Source organism: Acinetobacter sp. ANC 3882 (assembly GCF_022549545.1).
GTDB lineage: Bacteria > Pseudomonadota > Gammaproteobacteria > Pseudomonadales > Moraxellaceae > Acinetobacter.
Window position 1 is genome coordinate 110,546 of record NZ_JAKZGB010000005.1, and the last position, 12,904, is coordinate 123,449.

The 12,904-nt window shown below is 41.1% G+C and carries 12 protein-coding genes; 8 read left to right on the forward strand and 4 right to left on the reverse strand.

Annotated features, from left to right (window positions below):
• Positions 1 to 296: 296 nt before the first annotated feature.
• Both lnt and MMO42_RS11360 read right to left on the reverse strand, forming a co-directional pair.
• The gene (gene lnt / locus MMO42_RS11355) at positions 297 to 1,856 is read right to left on the reverse strand and encodes an apolipoprotein N-acyltransferase (RefSeq protein WP_241320596.1); all 1,560 of its coding nucleotides are present in this window, start codon (positions 1,854 to 1,856) and stop codon (positions 297 to 299) included.
• Positions 1,853 to 2,692, reverse strand: coding sequence for a CBS domain-containing protein (locus MMO42_RS11360; RefSeq protein ID WP_004802396.1), 840 nt, complete (start codon positions 2,690 to 2,692; stop codon positions 1,853 to 1,855). The genes lnt and MMO42_RS11360 overlap by 4 nt, the downstream gene beginning before the upstream one ends.
• Before the next feature lie 175 nt (positions 2,693 to 2,867).
• Here MMO42_RS11360 and tusA point away from each other — a divergent pair, with 175 nt between their 5' ends.
• A complete protein-coding gene (tusA, locus tag MMO42_RS11365; protein WP_005291507.1) occupies positions 2,868 to 3,125 on the forward strand; it encodes a sulfurtransferase TusA in 258 nt (85 codons plus the stop codon).
• A 155-nt stretch (positions 3,126 to 3,280) separates the two neighbouring features.
• Here tusA and MMO42_RS11370 read toward each other — a convergent pair whose 3' ends face one another.
• Entirely contained in the window at positions 3,281 to 4,993 is a 1,713-nt protein-coding gene (locus MMO42_RS11370) for an electron transfer flavoprotein-ubiquinone oxidoreductase (RefSeq protein ID WP_005291510.1), read from the reverse strand.
• A gap of 186 nt (positions 4,994 to 5,179) precedes the next feature.
• On the opposite strand from MMO42_RS11370, the gene MMO42_RS11375 reads away from it, so the two are divergent.
• The 5 genes from MMO42_RS11375 to MMO42_RS11395 all read left to right on the forward strand — a co-directional run bounded on the left by MMO42_RS11375 (position 5,180) and on the right by MMO42_RS11395 (position 9,620).
• Positions 5,180 to 5,803 (forward strand): DUF1285 domain-containing protein, encoded by a 624-nt coding sequence (locus MMO42_RS11375; RefSeq protein WP_241320597.1) that lies wholly within the window; start codon positions 5,180 to 5,182, stop codon positions 5,801 to 5,803.
• A 43-nt stretch (positions 5,804 to 5,846) separates the two neighbouring features.
• Positions 5,847 to 6,734: a glutamate racemase gene (gene murI / locus MMO42_RS11380; RefSeq protein WP_241320598.1), complete on the forward strand. Its 888-nt coding sequence runs from the start codon at positions 5,847 to 5,849 to the stop codon at positions 6,732 to 6,734.
• A gap of 96 nt (positions 6,735 to 6,830) precedes the next feature.
• Positions 6,831 to 7,859, forward strand: a complete 1,029-nt coding sequence (locus tag MMO42_RS11385) for a DUF4062 domain-containing protein (RefSeq protein WP_241320599.1) — start codon at positions 6,831 to 6,833, stop codon at positions 7,857 to 7,859.
• Positions 7,860 to 7,929: 70 nt separating this feature from the next.
• Positions 7,930 to 8,946, forward strand: coding sequence for a ferrochelatase (hemH, locus tag MMO42_RS11390; protein ID WP_241320600.1), 1,017 nt, complete (start codon positions 7,930 to 7,932; stop codon positions 8,944 to 8,946).
• 29 nt (positions 8,947 to 8,975) lie between these two features.
• Positions 8,976 to 9,620: an MBL fold metallo-hydrolase gene (locus MMO42_RS11395; protein WP_241320601.1), complete on the forward strand. Its 645-nt coding sequence runs from the start codon at positions 8,976 to 8,978 to the stop codon at positions 9,618 to 9,620.
• A 53-nt stretch (positions 9,621 to 9,673) separates the two neighbouring features.
• Here MMO42_RS11395 and MMO42_RS11400 read toward each other — a convergent pair whose 3' ends face one another.
• Positions 9,674 to 11,410 carry a hypothetical protein gene (locus MMO42_RS11400; protein ID WP_241320602.1) on the reverse strand — a complete coding sequence of 579 codons (1,737 nt, stop codon included), beginning with the start codon at positions 11,408 to 11,410 and terminating at the stop codon, positions 9,674 to 9,676.
• Positions 11,411 to 11,836: 426 nt separating this feature from the next.
• Here MMO42_RS11400 and pqqA point away from each other — a divergent pair, with 426 nt between their 5' ends.
• Positions 11,837 to 11,911: a pyrroloquinoline quinone precursor peptide PqqA gene (gene pqqA, locus MMO42_RS11405; RefSeq protein WP_009514286.1), complete on the forward strand. Its 75-nt coding sequence runs from the start codon at positions 11,837 to 11,839 to the stop codon at positions 11,909 to 11,911.
• 73 nt (positions 11,912 to 11,984) lie between these two features.
• The gene (pqqB, locus tag MMO42_RS11410; protein ID WP_241320603.1) at positions 11,985 to 12,896 is read left to right on the forward strand and encodes a pyrroloquinoline quinone biosynthesis protein PqqB; all 912 of its coding nucleotides are present in this window, start codon (positions 11,985 to 11,987) and stop codon (positions 12,894 to 12,896) included.
• Positions 12,897 to 12,904 lie beyond the last annotated feature (8 nt).

Sequence of the window (12,904 nt, forward strand, 5' to 3'; positions counted from 1 at the left end):
ATCTTGATTAAAATAGCTCCAAGCCTTGTTGGAGATATGTTGGCACGTTGATTGACGTAAACGTTTACGGCTTTTTTTGATCAGCACAATTAATCTAGCACGAATATTTAAAATTACAAATCCGGAAGAGGACATTTCCTTAACACTATAGGCCTATGTTCTTTCTGGTAATTATTTAAGAAGGGGAAGAGAAACAGATATAGTAAATTCAGTGAAAGATTGAGTCATTGGTTTTCGAGATATTGCTTTTTGTGCGCCAGAGCTTGAAGTTCCTCTGGGCACAAAATTACTTTAATTTATCGACGGGATTTGAAAGTGATATCCACTTTACGTGGACGATAGATCCATCCCATAACTAACAATAATAGTGAGAAAATCAGGATTGGATAATCGCTTAAACGATTGTATAACGTTTGCCCTTGCATGGCAGGTAATTCACCCCGCAACACGACCTCTTGATCCATTGGAGCTTGTTTAACGATATGACCATTGTGATCGATAAACGCAGTTACTCCTGTATTGGTGGCCCGAATAAACCAACGGCCATTTTCTTTGGCACGCATTTGTACCATTTGTAAATGTTGCCAAGGTCCAGCCGTCCCTGTAAACCAAGCATCATTCGACACTGTAATTAAAAAGTCACTGTTTGATGCATTACGACGGGTCAGGTTTGGATACGCCACTTCATAGCAAATGGCTGCTGCAAGGGCATGGCCTTTCACCGTTAATGGTTTTTGATTGGCTTCACCACGAGAAAAGCCACTCATACTGACATCATTCTGCATCGCTGGCAGTACCCATTTCAGCATCCCTGATAATGGAATATATTCACCAAATGGCACTAAACGTTGTTTTTTATACAGGCCATGTGAATCACTGCCAGAGGCCATAATACTGTTGTAATACAGCGGCTCACCGGCTTGTTGTGATTTAGGTAAATCCCAGTAAGGAATCCCTGTGACCCAAGCGGTATCTGTTTTTTTCGCTTGTGCAGCCATGGCATCCAAAAATTCTGGAATATCCGTTTGGAACATCGGAATTGAGGATTCAGGCCAGACAATCAGATCACGTCCCCATTCAGCATGAGTGAGGTTGGCATAAATTTCTAAGGTTTTAATTTGATATTCGGTTAACCATTTTAGGTCTTGTGGAATATTACCCTGAATGAGTGAAACACTCAGTGGTTTAGCGGCTTTAGGTTGCACAAATTGAATAAATCCAACTCCCCAAGCACCTAGTACCAAGAGTGCTGAAGGAATTGCCCAAAACCAGCGACGATTTAAAATTTCGACCAAGGCACAGGCCAGTACAATCACCACGAAAGAAACAGCATAGACGCCAAATAAAGGCGCATAGCCATCGAGTAAACGTTCAGTGAAGGCATAACCTGCAAATAACCATGGGAAACCTGTGAATACCCAAGTTTTTGCCCACTCAAATAATACCCAGAGTGGAGCAAAGGTTAACGGTGTTTCTGGGAAGAAGCGACGATATAACCATGTTTGAAAAGCCGTAAATAAGCCCATTGCGGCTGCCATAAAGACAATCATCAAAATGCTTAAAAAGGCATTGGTATCCCCGTAGGTATGGATCGAGGTGTACAGCCAAAACGCACCGACAAACCATAAACCAAAACCATAAGCCCAGCCGAGTGCAAAAGCTTGTCGAGGGCTACGTTGGCGTAATACTGCATACAATAATGCAGGCGATAAAATCGCAAGCCACCAGAAATAATATGGGGCTAAAGCCAAACTAAAGATTGCACCTGAAATGAGTGCAATCAACAGTGGAAAAATAAAAGGAAGCTGTTTCTGCGGTTGAGACGAATTTAACAGCTTTTCAAAATAGGTTCTCATTGACGGACAGCTCGAATCAGATGAATAGTGCGTGCATCTGCTTCAATAATGGTGAATTGCCAATCGCCAAGCTCAATGGTTTGACCTTGTAAATCGCTCACTAAACCAATCTCTTGCAGCAGTAAACCGCCCATAGTTTCAACTTCATCATCAGAAAAATCTGCATCTAAAATTGTGTTGAAGTGTTCGATTGGTGTAAGTGCCTGCACAATCCAAGTATTGGCTGTGGTTGGGTCATTATCTGGCACGATATATAACGCTTCTTCATCTGCGATATCGTGTTCATCTTCGATTTCACCGACAATCTCTTCCAGAATGTCTTCAAGCGTGACTAAACCAGAAGTTGAGCCATATTCATCGATCACGATCGCAATATGGGTCTGGGTATTTTTCAACATGCGTAATACTTGGTCTGAACGTGCACTTTCAGGTACAAATACAGGCTGACGCATCAATGAGCGAATATCCACTTTGACATTCCGTTCAGTTAAGAACGGTAAGAGATCTTTCGCTAATAAGATACCAACCACATTATCGGTTTGATCCGCAGAGAATACTGGGAAGCGCGAATGTGCCGAATCAATCAGTACATGCAGAATATCAAGTAATTGATCATCTTCCTGTAAGCTGATAATCGCTGTACGCGGCGTCATGACTTCTCGAATCTTTGTTGCTGGCAGATCGAGAACACCCTCAAGCATAGCAACAGTATCTGGCTCTAAAAAGCGACGTGAGTCTTGAACTAACTTGAGTAATTCATCGCGGGTTTCAGGTGCGGTACCTAACCATTTTCTTAAGCCACGCATACCCCACGACGGACTGGATTCCTCGACCATGATCTTTCCTAAAGACTCTCTATATCAATTAGATGATTTTCATCATACCGAAGATAAAGCGGATATGCATCAATAATACTATGTAAAAAACGTACAGTTTTTCAAAAAGCTGATGATGATTTTTATATCAGCAGTTTATGCTAAAATGTGAAAATTCGAATATTTGAGTTTTATGATGTCTGAACAACCAAAACTTCCTGCTGTTCAAATCAATACGCGAGGTTTACGTTGCCCTGAGCCTGTGATGATGTTGCATCAAGCCATTCGCAAAGCCAAGTCGGGTGATGTGGTTGAGGTGCTTGCCACAGACCCGTCTACATCATGGGATATCCCAAAATTTTGTATGCATCTTGGTCATGAACTAGTACTCAAAGAAGAAACTCAGGACGAAAACAGCAATACTGAATATCGTTACTTAGTGCAGAAAGGCTAGTACTTGTTTTAATAGAGCATAAAAAATCCGAGTCTAAACTCGGATTTTTTGTATTGCAGATTCAGATCACCACCACCTGAGGTAGGAAGAACAAAGCAACGCTTTGTCCTGCCGCAAGTGCAAAAGCTATGCTTTTGCAGAGAAGGTGTGTTCTATTACATGTTCGGGTAGTTCGGACCACCACCACCTTCTGGTGTTACCCAAGTGATGTTTTGTGAAGGATCTTTAATATCACAAGTCTTACAGTGTACGCAGTTCGCTGCGTTAATCTGGAAGCGTTTCGAACCATCATCATTTTCCATGATTTCATAAACGCCAGCAGGGCAGTAGCGTTGAGCAGGCTCATCCCATTTTGGTAGGTTTACATCAACTGGAATAGATGGATCAGTCAACTTTAAGTGTGCTGGCTGATTTTCTTCATGTACAGTATTTGATACGAATACAGAAGATAAACGGTCAAAGGTCAACTTGCCATCTGGTTTTGGATAGTTTGGCTTAAACGTTGACGCATCTACAGTTTTAAGTACTGCAAAGTCTTGCTTAAGATCATGCAAAGTGAATGGCACTTTAAAGATGTTTTGATCGATAAAGTTAAATGCACCACCAATCCATTGACCAAATTTGTGCATCGCTGGACCAAAGTTACGCGAGCTATATAACTCTTCTTTTAACCAAGAATTGTTATATTTATCGGTATAAGCAGTGAGCTCTTTATCAAAGTGGTCTTCGCCTTCAAGCACACGTGCAATCGCAAGATCACCACCTTTTGCAACGCCTGCAGCAATCGCTTCAAAGACTGCTTCACCACACAACATGCCTGATTTCATTGCAGTGTGTGAGCCTTTGATTTTTGAGAAGTTCAAGAAACCAGCATCATCACCAATCAAACAACCGCCTGGGAAGGTGAGTTTAGGTAAAGCATTGAAGCCACCTTTCACAACAGCACGTGCGCCGTAAGAAATACGTTTGCCGCCCTCAAGGAATTGCTTGATAGTTGGGTGTGTTTTCCAACGTTGCATTTCCATGAATGGATACATATGCGGATTTTCATACGATAAATCCACGATCATACCCATGGTTACTTGGTTGTTTTCTGCGTGATATAACCACCAGCCACCAGTAGAACCTGTTTCAGACAAAGGCCAACCTGCACCGTGCATTACTAAACCTGGTTTGTGCTTTGCAGGGTCGATTTCCCAAAGTTCTTTGATCCCGATACCGTAATGTTGCGGATCAGCATCTTTATCTAGATTATATTTGGCAATCAGGCGCTTACCGAGGTGACCACGGCAGCCTTCAGCGAATAATGTATATTTGGCATGTAGCTCATAACCAGGCGTGAAGTTATGTGTTGGCTCACCATTTTTGCCAATCCCCATATCACCTGTTTGGATGCCTTTTACCGTACCGTCTTCATGATAAAGCACTTCAGCAGCAGCAAAGCCCGGGAAGATTGAAACTTCAAGTTCTTCCGCTTTTTGACCTAACCAACGAACAACGTTACCAAGGGAAACCACATAGTTTCCATCGTTGTGCATTGATTTAGGCACCATCCAATGCGGCATTTTTTGTGCTTTGGTATCAGACAATAAGAAATATGTTTCGTCGCCCGTTACAGGGACATTCAGTGGTGCGCCTTCTTCTTTCCAGTTCGGAAATAATTCGTTCATGGCACGTGGTTCAAGTACAGCACCAGAAAGGATATGCGCACCTACTTCAGAGCCTTTTTCAACAACACATACAGAAAGATCAGGTAGGTTGTTTTCAATCGCTAATTGACGAATTTTAATCGCAGCAGATAAACCCGAAGGTCCTGCGCCAACGATCACTACGTCAAACTCCATCGCTTCACGTTCGATGTGTTCCATGTAGGACTCCTCATATTTTTAAGGGTGGCAACCGTAATATTGCGATTCGGTGCTGCCATGAGTGTTCTGAATTGCCGAACACAAATGATAGTATGTGCTCGCAAACGTTTGGGCTAGTATAGTTTTAAACCTTGGTCTCGCCAATTGGCTGAGCGGTCATATTTTCTCGTCATCAAGGCATAAACTATGATAAATGAAAATGATTCTCCACAAAACCCTTTAGAAAATCAGGGAAAAATCATGTTTTCTGATGATAAAAACTTAATCGACATTGCACAATACATAAAAGATGTACAGCAAAGTCACAAAAGGTCAATTCCCCCATTAGACCAGTGGCATCCGAAGCATTGCGGCAAAATGGATTTACGCATAAAAGCCAATGGCGAATGGTGGCACGAAGGTCAATTGGTCAAGCGACAAGCGTTACTTGACCTGTTTAGCAAAGTGCTATGGAAAGAAGATGGCAAATTCTATCTCAAAACCCCCGTTGAGCAGATTGAAATTGAAGTCGAAGATGAGCCTTTGCTGATTAATCAGGCAGATCAGGTGGAAATTGAGGGTAAAATCTATTTACAACTGACCACAATCAATCAGGATGTGGTGATTGTCGATGAGCAGCATCCCATTTTTATGCGTGAATATGACGGTGAGTTAAGACCCTATGTGCATGTTCGCTTTGGGATGAATGCCTTGATCCAGCGTCAGAGTTTTTATCATCTCGTGAACTACGGCAGCTTGTCTGAAAATGCACAAGGCGAGACGGTTTTAACACTAAAAAGTGGTGATTTGGTCTTGCATTTGAGCACCTGAGGTTTAAGCTTAAAAGAGTGAATAAACCAATGCCTAAGTGTGTATGACAGCTGTTCAATCGATGCCTCTTTTACTCAATCCTATGCCGCATGCATCATCAGATGCACCGATTGGTGTTTTTGATTCAGGGGTGGGTGGACTATCGGTTGCGCAAGAGATTGCTCGACATTTACCCAATGAGCAGATTATCTATTATGCCGATACGGCACATGTTCCGTATGGGGCACGTAGTGATCAGGAAATCCGCCAACTGACAGCTCAAGCGATTGAATGGCTGTATCGTCAAGGCTGCAAAATTGCGGTTGTGGCATGCAATACTGCTTCTGCATTTAGTTTAGATTATTTACGAGAACACTATGGTGAGCGGTTTCCAATTGTTGGCTTAGTCCCTGCATTGAAACCTGCGGTGATTCAAACCCAGTCAAAAGTTGTAGCCGTACTGGCGACACCTGCAACCTTTCGTGGTCAGCTGATTAAAGATGTCATTTCTAAATTTGCGGAACCTGCGGGTGTCGATGTTTTAACAGTGACCAATTTAGAACTGGTGCCGTTTGTAGAAGCGGGTCAGGAGATGAGCCAGGCATGTTTAACTGTTTTGCAACAGCTGCTTCAACCTGTGGTTGAACAGGGCGCTGATTATTTAGTGTTGGGATGCACGCATTATCCATTTCTAAAACAGGCGATTCATCAGATTTTTGCAGAAAAATTAAAATTAATTGATTCTGGACAAGCAGTTGCGCGACAAACTACGTATATTTTAATTAAAAATGGGTTATTATGTGACAAATTGCGTCATAACATCACTCGTATTGAATGTTATGTCAGTGGTAACAATGCTGTCACGCTGCAACCAGTCCTTCAGCACCTTATACCAGAACAATTAACATGGAAAGTTAGAAATTTGGACGACTTAGGTGTTTCTCATACCTAAATTGAGCCAGTTTTATATATTTTATTGGGGAATAGCTGTTAATAAAAATCAAGATGCATACTTGATATTATTGATAAATGAATTGGGGCTTAGCCTATGCAAGATACTCGTTATCAAGTCTTTATTTCTACCTCTGGCAATGAAATGCAACCAGAGCGAGCGGTTTTGGCACAAACTCTTGTGGGAATGGGATTCCTGTCTTGGGGTTTAGAACAACGCACACCTTTAAGTACTTCAATTGCACGCCGTCAAATTGATGATTGTGATTATGTGGTAATTCTCTTAGGTAGCCAATATGGTGAACAATCCGTTTCAGGTGTGGGCTATATGCATCTGGAATATATTTATGCGATGACCAAACAAAAGCCTGTCATTGTGTTTATGCATGAAGATCCAGAATCGCGTGACGCAAAACTACATGATCACAAATCTGAATTAAAAGAAAAATTTAAAGAGTTTAGAAAGCAGCTTCAACATGAAGTTGATCAAGTATTCTGTTATCGCACGCTCAGAGATTTAGAGTTGGCGGTACGTTCCAGTATGCCGCAGATGTTAGAGCGTTATCCTGTCGTGGGCTGGGTGCGTCCACAAAACACACAGGTATTGCGTGATGAAATTGATGCATTGCGTGCCAAAGTAAAGCAACTAGAAACTGAGCTGGGTAACCGTGAAGCAGATCCGCTGACCAATGTACCCAAAGTCTCCATGCATGAACTCTATTCATTTGAATATCGTATGCATGCCTACCAAGATGGTAACTTCAAGGAAGTTAAACCTCATCGTAAAATGACTTGGGCACAATTGTTAAACGTTCTAGGTGCAGCATTTGTGATTCCCACACCTGAAGAATATTTTTCCAAAAGAATGAATGAATATTTGAATGAAACGGGTTTGGACGATGCGCGTAAAGAAATGCCTCGAGCGCATGCAGTGTCGCGAGCACAGGTGAATATTCGTGCTTTGCATGAGATCAAATTGCAAATGCGTCAAAATGAATGGATTGTGCCCACTGGACGGGATGACCGCCAGCGGATGTTGTGGCAACTGACGTCTAAAGGGCAGAAACTGCTGGAAAGTAATGTCTTGGATAGCAATCGGGTTTTTCAAATTAAGACCATGCACTAATCCAATTTAGCAAAAAGGCCTAAAACTGCTAAAGTAATTGAATGAACTCAATGAAAAGCGGATACGGTCTATGTTAGTGACACAAAAACCAAAAGTGACTGTGATTCTGGCCAATCTTGGTACACCAGATGCAGCCACTGTGCCAGCAGTACGACGCTTTCTAAAGCAATTTTTGTCAGATACGCGGGTGATTGAGATTCCCAAGTTGCTTTGGTGGGTCATCCTGCATTTATTTGTGCTGACCTTTCGTCCAAAACGTGTGGCTGAAGCATATGCTTCGGTTTGGTCAAATGACTCACCCATGCGCGAAATTGTATTGGAACAAACACTGCTGATTAAGCAGCGTCTACAAGAAGAAAATCATCAGTTTGATCTTACCGTTGTCCCTGCAATGACCTATGGTCAACCCAGTATCCATGATGTGCTGGATCAACTGGCGAAAACACCGCAAGAGCATGTGATTCTATTGCCACTGTTTCCACAATATTCTGCGACGTCAACTGCACCTTTATATGATGCCTTTGCCAAATGGATTCCACAGCAACGTCATTTGCCTGGCATGACCTTGATTAAAGATTATTATCAGCATCCTCTGTTTATTCAGGCATTGGTAGATAGCGTATTAAACTATCAATTGCAGCATGGCAAAGCAGATAAGTTACTGATGTCTTTTCATGGTATTCCTCAGCCTTATGCAGATAAGGGCGATCCTTATGCCGATCGTTGTCGCATGACTGCTCGCTTAGTTGCAGAGGCTTTACATCTGCAAGAACATGAATGGGCGATCAGTTTCCAGTCACGTTTTGGTAAGCAAGAATGGGTCAAGCCTTATACGGATCAGTTGTTACAGCAATGGGGAGAGCAAAAGGTTCAGTCTGTACAGGTGATTAGTCCTGCATTTTCAGCTGATTGTTTGGAAACGCTAGAAGAGTTGGCGATGCAGAATAAAGAGATTTTCCAGCATGCAGGCGGTGGAGAATATGCCTATATTCCCGCTTTGAATGCCGATCAAGCGCATATAGATTTGCTTGCCAGTCTGGTTCAGGCTAATCTTGATGCACTCACTCATACCTTAGCCCATCGTTAAATCGACGCTTTATTTCGCCAGAGGTTTCTATGCTACAAGTCAAAATTGTCCCTGTTACTGCATTTGCCCAAAACTGCTCAATTTTGTGGGACAGTGAAAGCAAAGAAGCGATTTTGATTGATGCAGGCGGTGATGCGGCTGTACTAAAAAAAGAAGTGGAAAGCTTGGGTTTAAATGTCAAGGCATTGTGGTTGACCCATGGACACCTTGACCATGCAGGTGCAGTGGGGGAGTTGGCTGAAACGTGGCAGATCCCTGTGATTGGTCCGCATAAAGAAGATCAATTTTGGTTGGATATGATTCAGGAAGTTTCGGCACGTTATGGTTTTCCGATCCCACAACCTGTAAAAGTTGATCAATGGCTTGAGGGTGGTGAAGTATTAAAGCTCGGTGATGATGAGTTTGAAGTTCGTTTTGCACCAGGGCATACCCCAGGCCATGTGATGTTCTATAACGCTAAACATGGCTTGCTATGGACTGGCGATGTACTGTTTAAAGGTTCGATTGGGCGGACAGACTTTCCAAAAGGCAATCACCAACAGTTATTGGACTCGATTCAACGTGAATGCTTTAGTTTGCCTGATGCAACTCAATTTATTTCAGGGCATGGACCAATGAGTACCATTGGTTATGAAAAGCAATTTAATCCATTTGTTGCAAGCAAAGCAGGTTAATCCTTGATTTAAGCTTCTGTATAACTATTAGCTGTTATACAGAAGCTTGCAGTTCAAATTGCTTCCAGCCATTTTTGATTGGCAAGATTCACATCAAAATTCAAACTATTACAAATGGTTTGTAAATCAAAAGAAGCTTTATCCTCTGGAATTTGAATCAGAATTGGCAGGCGGGTAATGCCATTGTCGCCTGTAGGGAATGCATAATGGCGTTCTTTATGATTGATTGAGATCAGCGATTCAAATTCTAAATAAACAATCAGTGAAGGAAAGCGTCGCTGGATGCGGATAATTTCCTGATGCGCATGTTTTTTAATTTGTGTGGTTTTTTCTTTTAATTTAATAATATTATCTTTGATTTTCTGAGGCTTGTTCAGCAACTTACTCAGAAATGACGCACTTTGTTTTAGCTGGCGTTGATTTTCCTTTAATTCTGAAAATGCATCTTTATATTCTTGTAAGCAACTGATACTGATATCTTTAAGAATATTGGTTGGTTCCAATGCTTCTGCATGGTGTTTTTTCCATTCCTCATAAGAAAAAACAGTAAACACATCCGCATGCCGTTTTTGCAACAAGGTGGCATAAGATTTAAGTCGTGCAATGAACAGATTGACCTGTTTATTGAAGATGATCGAAGGTTGAGAGTGAAATTCAACAAAATGGCTGATCAGATCATCTAGCGTTTGTTTGACACTCAGATACAGGTAGCTGCATTCATCGCTATGATGAACAGCGTGTTTTAAAGCATCTGCGATTGGTTCAAGAATATTGCGACATAACTTTTGCTCAAAATCAATCAGTCGCTGTTCAACCAACTTTTCAATAAAAACCCCTTGAGGATTGAGCGGTTCCATCAAAAATGGAATCAGGGTTTTATTGGCGTAGAGTTCAATTTGGCGAACAACATCAGAGACATATTGGTTGACCTGTTTATCAATCGTAATGATGTGGCTCACTTGCCATTGAAATTGTTGATGCTGTGATTCATTTTCGATCTGGTCTAAATCCAAAATGGCAGCATTAAAATAAACGTTCTCGCTGGCTTCAAATTGTTCTTCTTGTAAAAATCGCCGAATTGAAAATGTATTGGTTAATCCTTCCTTACTTGGTGCGAGCGCAAAAATATATCGAGAAGTTCTCACGATATCCAGCTGTCGAGATTTCTGCTGCTTATATAAAAAATATTTAAGAATATGAGGTTTTTCTTCTCGTAGTTGATGCGAACGAATGATGTTAAAAGAATATTTGAGTAGCTGTTGTTTTAAAAACACTTCACTAATAAAGGTCTTAATGATGTCCGTATTGATATTGCGTTGATTGTTGGGGAGTTGAATCCGCTCTTTTGCCAAGATAATTTGTGCTGCAGCATAAATAAATTCTTTTAACACCTGCTTTTTTTGCGCTTGTAGATCAAAGTCATCTTCGGTGTTGATACGATGGATTTGACTGAGCATATTCTCTAAATAATCTGAAATCGCATAGATATCATTGTATTGTTTTAATTTTTCCAACGAGTCGCCAATGGTTTTGACCAGTGCCTTGATTGGTGCATCATGAATTTTGTCCGCCAGCAAATGGATATCATGCTTGGCAAGATAAGAAAAATTTTGGGCTTTTCGGTTCCAGTGAATCTTTTTGAGTTGCAAAATCTGTTGGCAGATATTTTCGCAGTCTTCATTGGAGCAGGTCGCGAAAAGTGTTTGCAAATTGGTCTGCCAATTGGCATCTAAGTTAGGATCAATTTGGTTGACTAAAACTTTCAGTTGATAGGGAATATACTGATTCATTATTACATCCTAGTAAGTCTAAATATTTTTATTAAACAAACTGATACCTATAGAATTTTGATTAAGGCTGTATCAGTATGAACGATAAGTTGTCGTGTTATTTGGTCTTTTTATTCAATACAATGTATAGCTTAAGATTTGCATAGCATCATGGAAAAGTAAATTACTGTGATGTAATTCTCATATTTAAAATGTGTAAATTTTTATTAAGAATACCGTTGTAGACAGACCATTTTTAAAGCAGTGTGGCTTAATTCAAACCTGTCTTACCGAAATTTAGACAAAACTCACAATTATCGAACAATATCTTGGGCTGAGTAGGTCTACAAAACGATTACTTTTATTTAGAATCAAATATGAAACGCTTTATTTATGTTGAACTAATTGCTTAATTTCACCTGATGAAAACCAATTGGAGACGATTTCATGCAATGGACTAAACCTGCTTTTACCGATGTACGTATTGGTTTTGAAGTCACTATGTACTTTGAAGTACGTTAACCATTTCGATTCAAATTCAAGATAAGCCCTAGTTATGCCTAGGGCTTATCTTTTTCTAACAAGAAATTAATCTATGTATATTCATGTTCTAGGTTCTGCTGCTGGTGGGGGCTTTCCTCAATGGAATTGTAATTGCCCAAATTGTCATGGCGTGCGTACGGGTAATATTCAGGCCAAGGTACGCACACAATCCTCAATCGCGATTTCTGAAAATGGTGTGGATTGGATTCTATTAAATGCTTCGCCAGATATCCGTCAGCAATTATTTGATTTCAAGGCGGTTCAGCCTGCCCGTAAGTTGCGTGATACAGGTATTCGTGATGTGATCCTGATGGACAGCCAGTTGGATCACACGACTGGACTGCTTACTTTGCGCGAAGGCTGTCCAATTAAGGTCTGGTGTACCGATATGGTCTATCAGGATCTGACAACAGGTTTTCCTGTATTTAATATGTTGAAGCACTGGAATGGTGGTTTGCAATATCAGCAAATCGATCCTAAACAGGCATTTAAGATTGCGGGTTTTGAATGTCTGGAGTTTAGACCACTGATTATTCAAAGTGCTGCACCACCATATTCTCCTCATCGTCATGATCCGCATGAGGGCGATAATATTGCGTTGATCATTCGGGATCATAAAACACAAAAACAATTGTTCTATGCACCTGGTCTTGGAAAGATTGACGAACAGATCATGCAGATCATGCGCGATTCAGATTGTGTCATGATTGATGGTACGCTTTGGACGGATGATGAAATGCAACACACCGGTGTTGGTAGCAAAACCGGACGTGAGATGGGGCATTTATATATTAGTGGCGAGGGTGGTTCATTGTCTTATCTGAATCAGCTCAGCCGCCCTAAAAAAGTGTTGATCCATATCAATAATACCAATCCGATTTTAGATGAAAACTCGGCTCAATGTGCTGAACTTAAAGCCCACGGTGTTGAAGTAGCCTTTGATGGCATGCAGATTGAACTTTGAGGTAAATG

Coding starts and splice junctions, on each gene's coding strand:
- lnt (WP_241320596.1), bottom strand. CDS start 1,856: ATGAGAACCTATTTTGAAAAGCTGTTAAATTCGTCTCAACCGCAGAAA.
- MMO42_RS11360 (WP_004802396.1), bottom strand. CDS start 2,692: ATGGTCGAGGAATCCAGTCCGTCGTGGGGTATGCGTGGCTTAAGAAAA.
- tusA (WP_005291507.1), top strand. CDS start 2,868: ATGTCTGAACAACCAAAACTTCCTGCTGTTCAAATCAATACGCGAGGT.
- MMO42_RS11370 (WP_005291510.1), bottom strand. CDS start 4,993: ATGGAACACATCGAACGTGAAGCGATGGAGTTTGACGTAGTGATCGTT.
- MMO42_RS11375 (WP_241320597.1), top strand. CDS start 5,180: ATGATAAATGAAAATGATTCTCCACAAAACCCTTTAGAAAATCAGGGA.
- murI (WP_241320598.1), top strand. CDS start 5,847: ATGACAGCTGTTCAATCGATGCCTCTTTTACTCAATCCTATGCCGCAT.
- MMO42_RS11385 (WP_241320599.1), top strand. CDS start 6,831: ATGCAAGATACTCGTTATCAAGTCTTTATTTCTACCTCTGGCAATGAA.
- hemH (WP_241320600.1), top strand. CDS start 7,930: ATGTTAGTGACACAAAAACCAAAAGTGACTGTGATTCTGGCCAATCTT.
- MMO42_RS11395 (WP_241320601.1), top strand. CDS start 8,976: ATGCTACAAGTCAAAATTGTCCCTGTTACTGCATTTGCCCAAAACTGC.
- MMO42_RS11400 (WP_241320602.1), bottom strand. CDS start 11,410: ATGAATCAGTATATTCCCTATCAACTGAAAGTTTTAGTCAACCAAATT.
- pqqB (WP_241320603.1), top strand. CDS start 11,985: ATGTATATTCATGTTCTAGGTTCTGCTGCTGGTGGGGGCTTTCCTCAA.